General features: G+C 61.0%; 16 protein-coding genes. 1 reads left to right on the forward strand and 15 read right to left on the reverse strand.

Going from position 1 to position 15,864, the window contains the following annotated elements:
* Positions 1-5 precede the first annotated feature (5 nt).
* The 15 genes from ACA059_RS20630 to ACA059_RS20700 form a co-directional block, all read right to left on the reverse strand.
* A complete protein-coding gene (locus ACA059_RS20630; RefSeq protein ID WP_497630789.1) occupies positions 6-464 on the reverse strand; it encodes a MaoC family dehydratase in 459 nt (152 codons plus the stop codon).
* Between the two features lie 2 nt (positions 465-466).
* The gene (locus ACA059_RS20635; protein ID WP_497630790.1) at positions 467-1,249 is read right to left on the reverse strand and encodes an SDR family oxidoreductase; all 783 of its coding nucleotides are present in this window, start codon (positions 1,247-1,249) and stop codon (positions 467-469) included.
* 14 nt (positions 1,250-1,263) lie between these two features.
* The gene (locus ACA059_RS20640) at positions 1,264-2,457 is read right to left on the reverse strand and encodes an acyl-CoA dehydrogenase family protein (RefSeq protein ID WP_497630791.1); all 1,194 of its coding nucleotides are present in this window, start codon (positions 2,455-2,457) and stop codon (positions 1,264-1,266) included.
* A complete protein-coding gene (locus ACA059_RS20645) occupies positions 2,454-3,626 on the reverse strand; it encodes an acyl-CoA dehydrogenase family protein (RefSeq protein ID WP_497630792.1) in 1,173 nt (390 codons plus the stop codon). The genes ACA059_RS20640 and ACA059_RS20645 overlap by 4 nt, the downstream gene beginning before the upstream one ends.
* Positions 3,627-3,726: 100 nt before the next feature.
* Positions 3,727-5,226, reverse strand: a complete 1,500-nt coding sequence (locus ACA059_RS20650; RefSeq protein WP_497630793.1) for an aldehyde dehydrogenase family protein — start codon at positions 5,224-5,226, stop codon at positions 3,727-3,729.
* Positions 5,219-6,184 carry an NTP transferase domain-containing protein gene (locus ACA059_RS20655; RefSeq protein ID WP_497630794.1) on the reverse strand — a complete coding sequence of 322 codons (966 nt, stop codon included), beginning with the start codon at positions 6,182-6,184 and terminating at the stop codon, positions 5,219-5,221. Before ACA059_RS20655 ends, ACA059_RS20650 begins: the two co-directional genes overlap by 8 nt.
* Before the next feature lie 25 nt (positions 6,185-6,209).
* Positions 6,210-7,718, reverse strand: a complete 1,509-nt coding sequence (locus tag ACA059_RS20660) for an aldehyde dehydrogenase family protein (RefSeq protein WP_497630795.1) — start codon at positions 7,716-7,718, stop codon at positions 6,210-6,212.
* Positions 7,705-8,772 (reverse strand): aminoglycoside phosphotransferase family protein, encoded by a 1,068-nt coding sequence (locus tag ACA059_RS20665; protein WP_497630796.1) that lies wholly within the window; start codon positions 8,770-8,772, stop codon positions 7,705-7,707. The genes ACA059_RS20660 and ACA059_RS20665 overlap by 14 nt, the downstream gene beginning before the upstream one ends.
* A 5-nt stretch (positions 8,773-8,777) precedes the next feature.
* Complete coding sequence (locus ACA059_RS20670) at positions 8,778-9,122, reverse strand: cupin domain-containing protein (protein WP_008145703.1); 345 nt, start codon at positions 9,120-9,122, stop codon at positions 8,778-8,780.
* A 28-nt stretch (positions 9,123-9,150) separates the two neighbouring features.
* The gene (locus tag ACA059_RS20675; protein ID WP_497630797.1) at positions 9,151-9,519 is read right to left on the reverse strand and encodes a cupin domain-containing protein; all 369 of its coding nucleotides are present in this window, start codon (positions 9,517-9,519) and stop codon (positions 9,151-9,153) included.
* The gene (locus ACA059_RS20680; RefSeq protein ID WP_497630798.1) at positions 9,512-10,795 is read right to left on the reverse strand and encodes a nucleotide disphospho-sugar-binding domain-containing protein; all 1,284 of its coding nucleotides are present in this window, start codon (positions 10,793-10,795) and stop codon (positions 9,512-9,514) included. Before ACA059_RS20680 ends, ACA059_RS20675 begins: the two co-directional genes overlap by 8 nt.
* A 34-nt stretch (positions 10,796-10,829) precedes the next feature.
* A complete protein-coding gene (locus ACA059_RS20685; protein WP_497630799.1) occupies positions 10,830-11,909 on the reverse strand; it encodes an ABC transporter ATP-binding protein in 1,080 nt (359 codons plus the stop codon).
* Complete coding sequence (locus tag ACA059_RS20690) at positions 11,902-12,708, reverse strand: ABC transporter permease (RefSeq protein ID WP_497630800.1); 807 nt, start codon at positions 12,706-12,708, stop codon at positions 11,902-11,904. The genes ACA059_RS20685 and ACA059_RS20690 overlap by 8 nt, the downstream gene beginning before the upstream one ends.
* Entirely contained in the window at positions 12,705-13,565 is an 861-nt protein-coding gene (locus ACA059_RS20695) for an ABC transporter permease (protein ID WP_497630801.1), read from the reverse strand. Before ACA059_RS20695 ends, ACA059_RS20690 begins: the two co-directional genes overlap by 4 nt.
* A gap of 81 nt (positions 13,566-13,646) precedes the next feature.
* Positions 13,647-14,621, reverse strand: a complete 975-nt coding sequence (locus ACA059_RS20700) for a polyamine ABC transporter substrate-binding protein (protein ID WP_497630802.1) — start codon at positions 14,619-14,621, stop codon at positions 13,647-13,649.
* A gap of 275 nt (positions 14,622-14,896) precedes the next feature.
* On the opposite strand from ACA059_RS20700, the gene ACA059_RS20705 reads away from it, so the two are divergent.
* Complete coding sequence (locus ACA059_RS20705; protein WP_497630803.1) at positions 14,897-15,829, forward strand: GntR family transcriptional regulator; 933 nt, start codon at positions 14,897-14,899, stop codon at positions 15,827-15,829.
* The last annotated feature ends 35 nt before the right edge of the window (positions 15,830-15,864 follow it).

A 15,864-nucleotide genomic window follows, 5' to 3' on the forward strand; every position in this document is an offset into this window, starting at 1 on the left:
AGGTTTCACGCGGGGTAGTAACGGCTGATGGTGTCGACCACACAGCCGGGACGTTCCTCGCCGTCAATTTCAACGCTGACGCGAATGGTCGCCTGAACGCCGCCCTTGACCTCCTCGACCGCCATCAATTGCGCACTGCCGCGCACCCGTGAGCCAACACGCACCACTGTGGGAAAGCGCACCCGCTCGCAGCCATAATTGACCCCCATGGCAATGCCGCGCACCTCGACGATCTGCGGTAAAAACAGATTGACCAACGCCAGGCTCAGATAGCCATGGGCGATGCAGGCACCGAAGGGACCGCTGGCTGCCTTGAGCGGATCGACGTGAATCCACTGGTGATCACCGGTCGCCTCGGCGAACAGGTCAATGCGCTTCTGCGCAAGAACCAGCCAGTCGCTGACGCCCAGCACCTCTCCCACGGCATCGTGCAAGGCGAGGGGCGTGTCGAAAACACGTGGCATGTTCAAGCCCTCTGACTGGACACCGACAACACTTCGCCGGTCATGTAGGAACTGTAGTCGCTGGCCAGAAACATCATCACGTTGGCCACTTCCCAGACCTCGGCGGCACGACCAAACGCTTCGTTGGCGGCGAGTTGATCAAGCACCGCCTGAGGGGCGGACTTACGCAGGAAATCGTGCAACGCAATGCTCGGGCTCACCGCGTTGATGCGGATCCCGTAGTCGGCGGCCTCGACCGCGGCGCAACGGGTCAACGCCATGACCCCGGCCTTGGCGGCGGCGTAGTGCGACTGCTCTTTCTGCGCCCGCCAGCCCAGCACCGAAGCGTTGTTGACGATGACCCCGGCACGCCGCTCGATCATCTTCGGCAACATCGCACGGGTCATGCGCATGGTGCCGGTGAGCGTCACATCGAGGACCCGGTTCCACTCCTCATCCGTCATGTCTACCAGCAGCCGTGAACCACCAAGACCGGCGTTGTTGATCAGCACATCGACGCCCTGCAGATCGCGCTCGGCGCAGGCAATCAGTTGTTGAACCTGAGCTTCGTCAGCGACATTGCAGACCTGACCGAAGACCTGTTGCAGACCGGTCGTTTCGCGGATTTTCGATACCGCTTCCGCCAGCCGGCCTTCATGGATATCGCTGATCATCAAGGCGCGGCAACCCTCCTCGGCGGCACGCACCGCGGCGGAAAAACCGATACCGGCCCCGGCCGCGGCCGTGATCAGCACCGACTTGTCACGCAGCAGGCCGTGACCTGCAACATATTGAGGAACAGACATGGAAAACTCCTTGGTCAGGTGCGCAGTCGCGGTTCTTTGGGCATTCCCAGGGCGCGCTCGGCGATGATGTTGCGCTGGATCTCGTTGCTGCCGCCGTAGAGGGTGTCGGCGCGACTGAACAGGTACAGCGATTGCAAACGGGTGAGTTGGTAAGGCGCGGCCTCCAGCAATTCCGCTTCGGCACCGAGCACGTCCATCGCCAACTTGCCGAGGCTGGCGTGCCAGGTGGACCAGAACAGTTTGTAGATGGTCGCTTCCTTGCGTAGCGAACCGTCCTGCGCCCCGGACAGCATGCGCAGCGAGTTGTAGCGCATGATCCGCAGCCCGCCCCAGGCTTCGGCCAGGCGCTGGCGCAGGATCGGGTCACGCGCGGCGCCATTGGCCCGGGCGATGGCGATGATTTCGTTCAGTTCATTGTGAAATTGCATCTGCTGGCCGAGGGTCGATACCCCGCGCTCGAAACCGAGCAACGCCATCGCGATCTTCCAGCCCTCGCCCGGCGCGCCGACGATATTCGCGGCATCGGTTCGGGCGCTGTCGAAGAACACTTCGTTGAACTCGGAGGTGCCGGTCAATTGCTCGATCGGGCGCACGCTAATCCCGGCCTGGGCCATGGGCACCAACAGGAAGGACAAACCGCGATGACCGACGCTGCCTGGCTCGGTGCGGGCGATCACAAAACACCAGTCCGACTCGTGGGCCAGGGAGGTCCAGACTTTTTGTCCGTTGATCACCCAGGTGCCGCTGGCTTCATCAAGCACCGCGCGGGTCTTGACGTTGGCCAGGTCGGACCCGGCCCCCGGTTCGGAATAGCCCTGGCACCAGAAGGACGTGCCGTTGACGATGCCCGGCAGAAAGCGCTGTTGCTGCTCGGCAGTGCCGAACGCGGCAATGGTCGGTCCGGCCAGCCCTTCGCCGATATGCCCCATGCGTCCCGGGCCGCCAGCGCGGGCGTATTCTTCGTGGAAAATCACTTGCTGGCTGATCGACAGACCACGCCCACCGTGCTCCGGCGCCCAGCCCACACACGTCCAGCCGCCCTCTGCCAGTTTGCGTTCCCAGGCTTTGCGTTCCTCGGGAAACATATGTTCGTCACCCGGGCCACCCCGAAAACGCAGGGGCTCGAATTCACCGCACAGGTTCACGCTCAACCAGTCGGCTACTTCCTGACGGAAGCGCTCGTCCTGTTCGCTGAAACTGATTTTCATGGCTGCTCTCCAAGAATCACTGCCGCAATCCGCTCGCGATGCCAGGCAGGTAGCCCGAGAAAGCTTTCGCTGGCGCGGGCGCGTTTGAAGTAGAGGTGCGGGTCGTATTCCCAGGTGAAACCAACGCCGCCATGCAACTGGATCGACTCGGACGCGCAGTGGAAATAGGTTTCAGAGCAGTGCGCCTTGGCCAGCGCCGCCGCCAGCGGCAGCTCGGCGGCCACCCGCGGATCGCCTTCAGGATCGAGGACTTCCTGGGCCACGCAGGCCGCGTAGTAGCTGGCCGAACGTGCACATTCGACCTGCAGCATCATGTCGGCGGCACGGTGTTTGAGCGCCTGAAAACTGGCGATGGGTCGACCGAACTGCTGGCGTTCCTGCATATAGGCAACGCTCAGGTCGAGTACCTGCTGCGCGCCACCGGTCTGTTCGGCAGCCAGGCCGATGCAAGCCAGTTGCAGCACTCGCTCCAGCTGCGGCCAGCCCGCGCCGAACTCACCGAGCAGGCAGTCAACGCTGAGGGACAGCCCCTTGAGCTGAACCCGTGCCTGACGACGGGTCTGGTCCATGGTCGGCAACATTTGACGCTCGATCCCTGCCTGGTCCGCGTTCACGGCGAACAGGCTGATGCCCGCCTCGCCGGTCGATCCGGGAACCCGTGCGGCGATGATCAAGAGCTCAGCGCTGTGCCCATCGAGCACATGATTGAGGGTTCCATCCAGCACAAAACCCTCGCCCTCGGTCACCACCGTGGCCTGAACATCCTTGGCCGCCCAGCCGTTGGCGCTGCTGAAGGCCAACGTAGCGGTGAGGCTGCCGTCGGCGATCAAGGGCAGCCAGCGTTGTTTTTGTTGTTCGTTGGCGGCCAGCAACAGCGCTGGCGTGGCCATGCAGGCGGTGGCGAAGAACGGCGAACACAGCAAGCGCCGGCCCATCTGTTCCAGCAAAATCGACAGTTCGACAAAGCCCAGTCCCAGGCCGCCGTACGCTTCGGGAATATGAATCGCCGGCCAGTACATTTCGCGGCACAGGCGCTGCCAGAGCGCCTCGTCAAAACCTCGCTCGCTGACCATCGCCGCTCGCACGGCGGCAGAATCCGAGACATCGGCGAGAAAGCCCTCGGCCGATGCGCGGATCATTTCCTGTTCGTCGCTGAATGCAAACTCCATCGCGGCGCCTTCTGCTCGTTAGGCGGGGCACGCATGAAGCGACACCCCTCTGGCCTTCGAGTTTGGTACCAGGGGAACGCGAGAGAATCGTCAGGGCTGCCTAGTCTGAATGGGCGATGCCGAGGCCCAAATACCAGCCCCAGGCCCCGCCGTTGTATCGGGTGATTTGCTTGGTTTCGAGGTAGTTGTTGTAGCCCCACTCACCCAGCTCGCGGCCAATACCGCTCTGTTTGTAGCCGCCCCAAGGCGCTTCCACGAAAGTCGGTTGCGAGCAGTTGACCCAGACGATCCCGGCGCGAAAGCGTCGGGCGACCCGTTCGCAGCGTGAAATATCACGCGACATGACAGCCGCTGCCAGGCCGAAGGGCGAGTCATTGGCCAGGCGTATCGCTTCGGCTTCCGTATCGAATGCACGCAGGCACACCACCGGGCCGAAAATCTCCTCGCGCCACACCGAACTCTGTTCCGGCACATCGGCGAAAATCGCCGGGGTCAGGTAGTAACCCTTCTGTAGATGGACCGGACGTGTGCCGCCCGACACCAGTCGTGCGCCCTCTTGCTGACCGGCCGCAATCGCTTCAAGGACTTTGTCCAGTTGCCCTTGGCTGACCAGCGGCCCGAGTTTCACACCGTCGGTAAAGCCTTGGCCGATCTGGATCTGCTCGGTGGCAGCGATCAAACGCTCCAGCAGCGCCGGGTATAGCGCGCGCTCCACCAATACGCGCGAAGTAGCCGAACAGACCTGGCCCTGGTTCCAGAAAATCCCGAACAGAATCCATTCCACCGCCGCGTCGAGGTCACTGTCGGCGAAGATCACGAAGGGCGATTTACCGCCCAGCTCCAGACTGATGTTTTTGATCTCGGCCGCTGCTGCTTGCATGATCTTGCGCCCGGTCGGCACGCTACCGGTGAAGGCGATCTTGTCCACGTCAGGGTGTTCGGCCAGCGGTGCGCCAGCCTCACGTCCCAGTCCGGTGACGACATTCAATACCCCGGCCGGCAAGCCTGCCTGATCGGCAATGCCCGCCAGTTCAAGGGCGGTCAGCGGTGTGAGTTCCGACGGTTTGAGCACCACGGTGCAGCCAGCTGCCAGTGCTGGAGCGACTTTCCACGACGCCATCAGCATCGGGAAATTCCACGGAATAATCGCCGCAACCACGCCCACCGGCTCCTTGATCACCGACGAACTGAAGCGTTCATCCGTCAAACCGATCGACTGCTCGCTGTGTTGATCCGAACCTTCGGCTAGGCCTGCATAGAAGTCGAAACAACCAGCCGTGTCGGCGATGTCCCACAGCGCTTCCGGCAGCGGCTTGCCGTTGTCGCGTACTTCGATGGCGGCCAATTCGTCCTGACGCGTCCGGATGCCATCGGCGATTCGCCGCAGTACGTGTGCCCGCTGCGCGCCTGTCCAGCGCGGCCAGTCACCTTCGTCGAATGCCGTGCGCGCGGCGGCGACAGCCAGGTCGATATCTTCCGACGTGGCGGCAGCGACCTGCGCCAGAACCGATTCATCGCTCGGGTCGAATGTCTCGAAAACTCCACCCTGTACCGGCGCGATCCATTCGCCGCCGATGTACAGCCGTTGATAATCACGCATGGCAAACTCCTTCATTCCGCGGCTGCTCCAGCCGAATATTTTCCAGACGACTGAACGCGTCGACCCGCACCCCGCTGCCCACGCTCACGCCCGGCCCAAACACCACGCAAGGTTCGATGCATACGTCCTTGGCCAGCTGTGTATCAGCACTGAAGAACACCGTATCCGCCGCCATCAGGCTGACGCCCGACTGCATGACGGCTTGGCGTCGACGCTGCTGGAAAAGCTGTTCGGCAGCATGCAATTGCTCGCGATCATTCACCCCGAGCACGTCGTCTTCATCGACCTCCACCGCCGTCACTTGCAGCCCGGCGCTGTTGGCCACGGCCACCGCGTCGGTGAGGTAATACTCGCCCTGTGCGTTCTGGTTGCCGATCCGGTCCAGCAGCCAGAGGCACGTGTCAGCGCGCAAGCCCATGACGCCGCCATTGCAGAAGCCGACTTCCAACTCTTGCGCGCTGGCGTCCTTGGCTTCGCGGATCGCCAGCAAGCGACCCTCTTCCACCAGCAGGCGCCCATAAGGCCCGGGGTTTTCAGTGTGAAACCCGGCAACCGCAACCGCTGCACCGTCGATCAGCGTCTGACGGAGCTGCAACAACGTCTGCGGACTGATCAACGGTGAATCGCCAAACAGCACCAGTACGCAGCCCTGCTCATGGGCTTGTAACGCGGCGCGAGCGGCGAGCAACGCGTGCGCCGTGCCCAATTGTTCGTGCTGGGTAAACAGCTGCGCAGTGGGCGCAGCCCGTTGCAAGTAATCGGCCACCGGCCGACTGCCAGCCCCCAGCACCACCGCCACTTGCTCGATGCCCGCCGCCTCGACCGCCGCCAGCACATGGCCGAGCAGCGGTCGATTACCCACCGGGTGCATGACTTTCGGCAGCTGCGAACGCATGCGAGTGCCCTGCCCGGCCGCGAGAATCACCGCCAGGGTTGACCAGGAAATGTTGTCGCTCATTGCGATCCTCCCGAGTACCGCGGCGTTAAACCTGATCGCGATAGAACACGTCGTCGGCATACGGATACCACCAGTCCTGAATCTTCGGCTGGTGATCGATGATGACCATTTTCGAGCGACGGAACGCTTCAAGGCCCTGACGCCCGAGTTCGCGTCCCAGGCCTGACATCTTCCAGCCACCAAACGGCAGCGCGTCGTTGTCGATCAGTGGGTTGTTAACCCAGACCATCCCGGCTTCGAGACGCTCGGCAGCCTCCATAGCTTCGGCAAGATCGGTTGTGAACAGTGATGCGCCGAGACCGAACGGCGAGTCATTGGCCAGACGCACCGCTTCGTCGAAATCGCTGACACGGCAAATCGCCGCGACGGGGCCGAAACACTCTTCCTGGAGAATCGCCATGTCGCGGGTCACTCCGGTGAGAATGGTCGGTTCGTAGAACCAGCCCACCGTGTGCTGTGGTGGAACCCGTCCGCCGCAAACCAGCGTCGCGCCCTTGGCCACGGCATCGTCGACCAGGCGCATGACCTTGCTGCGTGCAGCCTCACTGACCATCGGCCCGATTTCCGTGCGCTCCAGACCATGGCCAATGCGCAAGGCGCGGGTACGTTCGGCGAACTTCTCGACGAACTCATCGTGGATCTCATCGACCACGTAGAAACGTTCTGCCGAGGTGCAAATCTGCCCGCTCAGGTGGAACGCAGCGGTCACCGCTCCCGCCGCCGCGACGTCCAGTGGCGCGTGTTTTGAGATGATCAGCGGGTCGCTGCCACCGGCCTCGATGACGCACGGTTTCATCTGTTCTGCACACGCCACCGCCACCGCTTTGCCCGCCGCGACGCTGCCGGTAAAAGCCACGGCGTGAGTCCCGGTCGACTTCACCAGCAGCTGTGCAGTCACCGCATCGCCCGGCACGCAAGACACCAGCCCCGGCAACAGCGAGGTGAAATGCTCCATGAACTTGAGCGTGCAAAGGGTTGTGGCTTCGGCCGGTTTGACGATGCAGGCGTTACCCGCCGCCAGCGATGCGGCGACCGTCCAGCACATCAACAGGATCGGAAAGTTGAACGGCATGATGTGCACGCTGACGCCATACGGCTCATAACGCACATGCTGGAACGAGCCGATCTGCGTGGTGCCGGCGACCTTGCCCGCATCGTCCCGCGCCATTTCCGCGTAGTAGCGAAAGATCGGCGCGCAGTTCGCCAATTCGCCCATGGCTTCTGGAAACGGCTTGCCCATTTCCAGGGTCATCAACCGCGCGACTTCGCGGTTGCACGCGACGTTCTGTTCGATGGCATTGGCCAACTGATGCAAACGCGCGGCACGGCTTTTGGCGTCGATCAATCGCCATTGTTTTTGCGCGGTGGTAGCGGCATCGACGGCGGCTTGCACGTCGGCTTCGCCGCACAGGCCGACCTGCCCGACAGGTTGCAGCGTCGCCGGGTCAAGCACTTCGCGGGCGCGGACATTCGTCAGGGGCAGGTACTCGGCGTTGATGAAACGCAGAGCAGTGTCAGTGTTAAACGTGGCCATGGGATGATCCTTGAACCAATCGATAAGGGGTTTCGCGCAACGTCGCCAAGGTCGCGGGCGATAGATCCTCGCGCCAACCCGGTACGTGCCGGTTGAGCCAATCGCGCAGCGGAGCAAAGGCCTCAGCGTCCAGCGCTCGAACAAACAAACCGAGGGTGCGTGGCAGATGCGCCAGGTAACCGTGCTTGCCGTCGCGGCCCGCCAGGCGCACAAAAATCCCCAGCACCTTGGCGTGACGCTGGGCGGCCAGCCGCCGGTAATCCTCGAGAAAACGCGGCGCATTGAGCTCCGGACGTTGCATCAGGTAGTGCGTCAGCAGCGCCACGCGCAATGCTTCGGGCACGTCGCGGCGAGCGTCTTCGAGCAACGACATCAAGTCGTACGCCGCCGCACCGATCAGTGCGTCCTGAAAATCCAGCAGTCCGCAGGCGGCGACGCCTTCGCGGCCTCCCAGCAACATCAGGTTGTCGACGTGAAAGTCGCGCAACACCAGCGCTTCGCGACGTTGCGCGACATCGCCGCAAGCCTCGGCGAACAGCGTCAGAAACGAATCACGCAGGCCCAGCGCTGTGTCCTTGCCAATCAGCAGCGGGATGTACCAGTCGATCAGCAGCGCACACTCGTCATTCAGTTGTCGGGCATCGTAGGGCGCCATTTCTGCCCCCGGCGGCGCGCGATGCAACGCCACCAGCGTATCGACGGCCAAGCGATACAGTGCCGTTTCGGGATGCCCTGCCGCCAGCAATCGGGTGTAGGTGTCGTGGCCGAAATCTTCGACCAGCGCTAAACCCGCCTCTTCGTCAACCTGCACCAGGGCCGGCGCGGAAAGCCCCAGCCCGTGCAAGTGACGGGCAACCTGCACAAAAGGACCGATCGGCTCGCTGTGCGGTGGAGAGTCCATCAGCAGCAAACCTTCGCCGCTCAAGCGAAAATAGCGCCGGGTCGAGGCATCCGCCGGCAATGCGATCAGCTGCGCCTCGGCGAAGCCGGCACGCGCCAGAAAGGCTGCGCGCTGGTCGTCACGAGTTGGCGATAACGCATGTGTTTCAGTCATGGCATTCACCGGATCATGTAGACCTTTTTCACCGTCTCATGGACGGTGCATACGCCTTTCCAGTCCTTGCGGAAAAAGGCGGCCGTGTCGGGTTTGATCTCGATCACTTCACCGGACTCATGGACGTAAGTGCAGCGGCCTTCGAGGAAATGGCAGAACTCGTCGCTGGTGACATGGCAAAACCATTTACCCGGCGTGCAGATCCACACACCGCACTCGGACTGGCCTTCGGGGCCTTTGTGCAGCACCACGCCAGAGACATGGGATTGACCTTCGAGCATGGTCGGGATCACCCCCCAATCCTTGACGTCAGTGATGCTCAGCGGGTCGTACAGAAACGGGGTCGTCATTGTTGCTCTCCAAAAAAAAACTTCAGGTTCAAGCCAGCATGTAAACGTTGCGCAGGGTTTCCCGGACGTGGCATTCGCCGGTCCAGCCGGCCGGGAACAACACCAGGGTGTTGGGACGAACTTCGATCACTTCACCGTCGTCATTGCGGTAAGTGGCATTGCCTGCGATGAAATGGCACAGCTCGTCACGGGGAATCGACAGCCGCCAGCGACCGGGCGTGCAGACCCAAAGCCCGGTTTCCGGACTGTTATTCGGGCCTTTGAACAACAGCCGGCCGCTGGAGTGCGAGACGCCTTCAACGGCGTCGCTCTGCACGCCCCAGTCCACCAGATCGGTGCGACTGCTGACGGCTTCGAGGTACGGCGTAAAACCCGCCGTGGTGTTTTGCTCAGGCATTGTTAAGCACCTTGTCGAGAATGGCGGCCGCGTCCGCTGGCCCTTTGCGTGATTGCATTTGCACGCTGGTGTGCTGCAAACGTTGGCGCATCGCCTCGTCGTTGAGGCAGGCGGCGAGTTTTTCCGCCAACTGCGCTTCGCTCCAGTCGTAGCGATCGAGCTTGAAACCGTGACCGCTTTCTTCGGCGCGCATGGCGTTGTCGTGACCGTCCCAGACGTACGACATGACAATCGCCGGTTTGCCGAAGAACAGGCACTCGGTAAAGCTGTTGTTGCCGCCGTGGTGGATCACCGCATCGACCTGGGCAATCACCGACGGCTGCGGGAACCAGTTGGAGATCAGCACGTTGTCCGGCAGGTCCGGGTATTCATCGAGGTGCTCACCAACATTGAACAGTGCGCGGTAAGGCAACTTGCCCACCGTCGCAATCAGGCGCTTGAGCAAATCGACATCGCCGGAACCGAGGCTGCCAAAACTGACGTAGAGCAATGGCTTGTCGTTGTTGGCGCGAAACTGTGGAATCTCGTACGTCGTATCGTGACGCACGCACCCTTGCAGGTAGTGGAAGCGCTCGGCCGGCAACGGATGACGACGCTCGAACTTGACCGCGTCCGGGTACAGCAACAGGTTCATGTAAGGCGAGGCTTCGAAGAATGTGCCGAGCGGATACGGCTGCTCACCATGGGCTTGCAGGAACTGATTGAAGTCTTCGTGAATCGGCCCGATCACGTCTTCAAAACGCTGCCGAAACTGTGCGTGACCGGCCTTGTCGTCGATGCTCATGCCTGACAGGTGCGGCGGGATATCCGGGTCTTCGATTTCGTTTTCCGAGCAGGAAATGATCCGCACCCAGGGCTTGCCGTATTGCTTGATCGCCGGGAACAGGATCACGTTGTCGACGCAGATCAAGTCCGGTTTGACCTTGTCCAGCACCGCCGGCAGATCCTTCTGCGCCCACTTCGCGGTGTCGACGATGGCGGCCCAGCATTCCTTTACGTAGTTGTCGATTTGATCGAGTGGGGATTTGCGGAAGTTGGGAATGTGGCCGTTGATGAAATCGACCCAGTAACGGGCCATTTCTTCGGCGGGCATGGGCGCCGACATGTTGACCATGTGTTCTTCGAAACCATACCCGGCATACACGCCACTCATGCCGGGGTCGGTGAGGAATACAGCTTTGTGGCCGAGGGCTTCGCACGCCTGGGCGATACCGACTGAGTTCAGCGCCGGGCCATAAGCGGCTTCCGGAAAGAAGGCGATCACTTTCTGTTTCATCGAGCGGTACTCCTGCCTGGTCTTTTTTTATTGTTCAGCGCGTCAGAACACGGGCGTGGCGAGCCTGCCAGCCGAGCCGGACGCTCATACCGATAGCAAAATGAGCAAATTCGAATTGCGAGGATGGCACCCGGACGATCAAGGCTTTGTCGCTGAGTGCCGTTTGCACATGCACGTTGGTGTCGAGGCCGTGGTAGGCGATTTCGACGATGTTGCCGGTCACCCGATTGGCACAATCGTCGCCCTCCTCCGCCAGCACCTGTAAACGTTCCGGGCGAACGACGACGGCAACCTTTTGCCCCGGAATCAACGGTGCGTCGGTCTCGACGGCCAGCTCCTGGCCGTTGACGCGCACCGAGTGTTCACCCGAACGCACGCCTTCAAACAGGTTGCTGACGCCAATGAAGTTGGCAACAAAACGGCTGTTGGGATTTTCGTAGAGTTCGGTCGGGCTGCCGCACTGACAGACCTTGCCGCCATCGAGCACGGCCATGCGATCCGACATCACCAACGCTTCTTCCTGATCGTGGGTGACGATGATGAAAGTGATGCCGCTCTCGAGTTGCAGGCGTTTGAGTTCGAGCTGCATTTTTTCCCGAAGCTTTTTGTCGAGTGCGCCCAACGGCTCATCGAGCAGCAACACCCGCGGCCGTTTAACCAGCGCCCGCGCCAGTGCGACACGCTGACGTTGACCACCGGAGAGCTGATCCGGTTTTCGGTCCGCCAGCTCACCGAGCTGCGCGGTGCTCAGCACTTCATCGACCCGACGACGGATCTCCGCCTCCGGCAGACGTTCCATCTCCAGCCCGTAAGCAATGTTCTTGCGCACGGTCATGTTGGGAAACAGCGCGTAAGACTGGAACATCAGGTTCAACGGACGCTTGTTGGCCGGCAGCGGCGAGATGTCTTTGCCATCCAGGTAAATGCAACCGGCGCTGGGCGTTTCGAAACCGGCGAGCATGCGCAACAGCGTGGTCTTGCCGCAGCCGGACGGACCCAGCAGCGCAAAGAACTCGTTCTCGCGGATGTTCAGCGACACCTCGTCGACCGCCAGACCGTTGCCATACGACTTGCTGACCTTGTCCAGGATCAGTACCGCAGATGAATTATTCATGGGTGCGAGGAGCCTTGTTGAGACGCTGTGAAGCCAGCATCGCGGTGATGCTGACCAGCATCACCAGCGTCGCCAGAGCGTTGATTTCCGGGGTGACGCCAAATCGGATCATGGCGTAGATCTGCATCGGCAACGTGGTGGAAGCCTGGCCGGAACCGGAGTTGAAAAAGGCGATGATGAATTCGTCCACCGACAACGTGAACGAGAGCAATCCACCCGCCAGCACGCCGGGGAAAATTGCTGGCAACAGCACCCGGCGAAAGGTGGTGAACCAGCTCGCCCCCAGGTCGATCGAGGCCTCGAGAATCGAATAGTCGAAGTGTTTGAGCCGCGTGCGCACCACAGCGCAAACGAAAGCAATGTTGAACACGGCGTGGCTGATGATGATCGAGTGCAGGCCCAGCCCAACCTTGAGCAGGTTGAAAAAGCTCAGCAGCGCAATCGCCAGGACGATGTCGGGAATGATCATCGGCGCCATCAACAAGGTGTCGACGACTTGTCCCTTGTCGTTGCCCTTGCGGCGCAACTCGATGCCCAGCGCCAGGAACGTCCCGAGCACGCAGGCAATGAATGTCGCCGACAGCGCGACGATCAAGGTGTTGAGGGCCGCCGACAAAATGGCCGAGTTATGCGCCAGCGCCACGTACCACTTCAGCGATACGCCGCCCCAGGCCGTGGGTAATCCGGACTTGTTGAACGACAGCAGGATCAACACCAGGATCGGCACATAAAGGAAGGCATACACCAATCCCAGATGCGTACTGAGCACGGTGCCACCCACCGAACGAGACTGGCTCATGCGCGGCCCCCTTCTGCACGTCGGGCAACCAATGCCTGAACGAACAACAGAATCAGCATGATCGCGATCAGGAAGAAACTCAGCGCTGCACCGAACGGCCAGTCCCGCGCCGTCAGGAATTGCGAGTAGATCAGGTTGCCGACCATCTGCACCTGCTTGCCGCCTAACAGGTCGGCGGTAATGAAGTTGCCGATGCTCAGGACGAAGACAAACACGGCACCGGCCGCAACCCCGGGAACGCTAAGCGGCAGGATGATCCGTCGAAAAGTCATCCAGCCCGAGGCACCCAGGTCTTTCGACGCATCCCAGAGCTCGTTGTTGATGCGTGACAGCGAAGAGAAAATCGCCAGGATCACAAACGGGATGTAGTTGTAGACCAGCCCCAGCACCACCGACGCTTCGGTGTACAGCAAGCTGATCGGTTCGCCGCTGTAGCCGAACATCTGCAGCATTCGGTTGATCAAGCCTTCGCGATTCAGCAGGACGATCCAGGCATAGGTGCGGATCAGGTAGTTGCTCCAGAACGGCAGCATCACCAGAAACAGGAACACCGCTTGCCGGCGCCGCGGAGCACGCGCAATGGCGTAGGCAGCCGGGTAGCCGATCAGCACGGCAAACACCGTCGCCAGACCGGCGATCTTTGCCGATTTGAGCAAGATGCCCAGGTACAGCGGATCGAACGCGCGCTGGTAGTTTTCCCAGGTAAACAGCCAGTCGATACCGCCATAAGCCCCGCGCTCGACGAAGCTGTAGACCAGCACCAGCAGGCACGGAATCACCAAAAAGGTCAGCAGCCAGCTAAAGCCGGGCGCAAGAAGCCAGGCCGACAGACGCCTGTCAGCATGCAGAGCACTCATTACCCATATCCTCCCGCCCCGGAACGGAGGCGGCGTGCGAGCGTGGCGAGGCATGCGGGGCATGCCTCGGATCGATACAAACTAGTTCTGTGCCGCCATGATTTCGGTGACGGCCCGGGTGTAGGCCTTTTGCGTCGTGCCACCCAGATCGCGCAACTGTTCCATCTTCAACAGCTCGCTCGGGGCGATCGTCAAGTTGGGGTATTGCTTGAGCAGGTCAGCGGACAAACCAGCCATTGCGGCCTGGTTGGGGATTTTGTAGAGGATGTTTTCAGCCACCCAGACGTGGTTTTCCCTGGCGAGCATGAAGTTGACGAACTTGAACGCCTCCTCCTGATGCTTCGAGCTTTTCAGCACGACCATGGTGTCCACCCAAAGGTCGGAACCTTCCTTGGGCACGACAAACTTGATGGCCGCATTGGCTTGGGTGCCGTAGTTGCACCAGCCATCCCACGCGTGCGCCATCATCGATTCGCCGGACGCGAGCTTGGAGTAGAAGGTGGTGTCGTCGAAGGCGAGGATGCGCTTCTTGGTAGCGATCAACTGATCGCGGACGGCGGCGATCTGTTTGGGATCGTTGTCGTTGACCGACCAGCCCTTGGCCAGGAACCCGGCGCCGAGCATCCAGCGGTCGGTGGCGAGCATCGTCACTTTGCCTTTGAGCGCATCGCTCGGGTTGAGCAGTTCGTTCCAGCTCACCGGCGCTGGCGTGACCTTGTCGGAGCGGTAGCAAATCCCGGTTGTGCCCCAGGTGTACGGCACCGAGAAATGGTTGCCCGGGTCGTATTCCAGCTTGGTGGCTTCGGGATAGAGGTTTTTAAGATTGGGGACTTTGACGGGATCGATGTCTGCCAGCAGACCTTGCTTGTGCAGGACTTCGGCGAAGGGAGAGGAGACAAACACAACGTCATAGCCTTCACCGCCAGACGCCATCAGCTTGCCCATGATTTCTTCGTTGGTCGCGTGCAACGCCTTGTCGACGTCAACGCCGCTGGCCGCTTTGAACTTGTCCAGCGCATCCGGGGCCATGTAGCCGTCCCAGATCGAAATCACCATGTCTTTTGCACTTGCAGCCTGTGAAGCGATCGCCAGGGAGACGCTCAATCCCAGACACATAAGGCCTTTCAGCTTTCTCATAATACTCACCCGACGATTGATTATTTTTGTGTTCGAAGGCAGTACGGCGTAAAGAGAAACGATTGCATGTGTTTTTTTTTAGAAATTAGGACCAGCACGACTCGATGTCAACGGTTTTTTTTGCGCCTGACGGTTTTGCGATGCATGGCATAAGATGAGCACCGGAGTCGATGCGACCAAAAGAGATCAGACGCTTGAGCACAACACCCGAGAAAAAACCTCGTACCAATCACCTGGAACTCGCCCGCCGGATTCTGGAGCACACCCAGGAAACCGGGCGGGTGGCCGGCGATCCGGTCGCCGAGCAAGCGCTGGCGCGAACATTCCAGGTGTCACGCACACTGATTCGTGGCGCACTTAAAGTGCTGCTGGAAGAAAACCTGCTGAGTCATGAGGCCGGCAAAGGCTATCGACTGATCGCACCGCCGACCGGCCAGGCGTTCAATGCCGCATTGCCACAAGCCGAGGAAGAAGAGCTGGCGACCTCGGTGCTGCGCGACCGCATGGCCGGACGCCTCGGGGACAGCATCAGCATCAGCGAATTGATGCGTCGTTACGACATCGGCCGGCCAGCCGCTCAAAAAGCCCTGCAACAACTGAGTGAAAGCCAGGCCATCGAGCGCGGCCCTGGCCAGTCCTGGCTGTTTCGCCCGTCGCTGAATAGCCTCGCGGCCCTCGAAGAAAGCCTCAAATTCCGCTTGATCCTGGAGCCGGAAGCTCTGCTCAGCCCCAACTTCAACGCCGACCCACAACGCTTGGCGTTACTGCGAAGCGCTATGCAAAACTTGCTCTCGAGCCCTGTAGAGCATTTCGATATCCAGCAATTTCGCGAACTGGACATCAGCTTCCACGAACTGCTTGGCCAGAGCTGCGGCAATCGTTTTATCGGTGACGCCCTGCTCCAGCACCAAAGCCTGCGGCGCCTGCCGAACCTGCTGCCGACAGTCAGCGTGCACCGCCTCCAGGAAGCCCTGCGCGAACATCTGCAAATCATCGCGCACATCGAGCGCGGACAGCTGGAGATCGCCGCCGATCTGCTGCGACTGCACCTGCGCCTGAGCGCCGCCCAGCGCCCGCAAACTGCCAACCGCGGCATCCCGCAGGGCCAGTTGTTCGGACGTCGCTGAACAGCTCAAAAAACATGGTGATTTTTTTTATAAAA

It is taken from the genome of Pseudomonas sp. LBUM1647, assembly GCF_059716175.1.

What these genes read in the sequence shown, in the direction of transcription:
- ACA059_RS20630 (WP_497630789.1), bottom strand. Translation starts at nt 464, where the DNA reads ATGCCACGTGTTTTCGACACGCCCCTCGCCTTGCACGATGCCGTGGGA.
- ACA059_RS20635 (WP_497630790.1), bottom strand. Translation starts at nt 1,249, where the DNA reads ATGTCTGTTCCTCAATATGTTGCAGGTCACGGCCTGCTGCGTGACAAG.
- ACA059_RS20640 (WP_497630791.1), bottom strand. Translation starts at nt 2,457, where the DNA reads ATGAAAATCAGTTTCAGCGAACAGGACGAGCGCTTCCGTCAGGAAGTA.
- ACA059_RS20645 (WP_497630792.1), bottom strand. Translation starts at nt 3,626, where the DNA reads ATGGAGTTTGCATTCAGCGACGAACAGGAAATGATCCGCGCATCGGCC.
- ACA059_RS20650 (WP_497630793.1), bottom strand. Translation starts at nt 5,226, where the DNA reads ATGCGTGATTATCAACGGCTGTACATCGGCGGCGAATGGATCGCGCCG.
- ACA059_RS20655 (WP_497630794.1), bottom strand. Translation starts at nt 6,184, where the DNA reads ATGAGCGACAACATTTCCTGGTCAACCCTGGCGGTGATTCTCGCGGCC.
- ACA059_RS20660 (WP_497630795.1), bottom strand. Translation starts at nt 7,718, where the DNA reads ATGGCCACGTTTAACACTGACACTGCTCTGCGTTTCATCAACGCCGAG.
- ACA059_RS20665 (WP_497630796.1), bottom strand. Translation starts at nt 8,772, where the DNA reads ATGACTGAAACACATGCGTTATCGCCAACTCGTGACGACCAGCGCGCA.
- ACA059_RS20670 (WP_008145703.1), bottom strand. Translation starts at nt 9,122, where the DNA reads ATGACGACCCCGTTTCTGTACGACCCGCTGAGCATCACTGACGTCAAG.
- ACA059_RS20675 (WP_497630797.1), bottom strand. Translation starts at nt 9,519, where the DNA reads ATGCCTGAGCAAAACACCACGGCGGGTTTTACGCCGTACCTCGAAGCC.
- ACA059_RS20680 (WP_497630798.1), bottom strand. Translation starts at nt 10,795, where the DNA reads ATGAAACAGAAAGTGATCGCCTTCTTTCCGGAAGCCGCTTATGGCCCG.
- ACA059_RS20685 (WP_497630799.1), bottom strand. Translation starts at nt 11,909, where the DNA reads ATGAATAATTCATCTGCGGTACTGATCCTGGACAAGGTCAGCAAGTCG.
- ACA059_RS20690 (WP_497630800.1), bottom strand. Translation starts at nt 12,708, where the DNA reads ATGAGCCAGTCTCGTTCGGTGGGTGGCACCGTGCTCAGTACGCATCTG.
- ACA059_RS20695 (WP_497630801.1), bottom strand. Translation starts at nt 13,565, where the DNA reads ATGAGTGCTCTGCATGCTGACAGGCGTCTGTCGGCCTGGCTTCTTGCG.
- ACA059_RS20700 (WP_497630802.1), bottom strand. Translation starts at nt 14,621, where the DNA reads ATGGTGATTTCGATCTGGGACGGCTACATGGCCCCGGATGCGCTGGAC.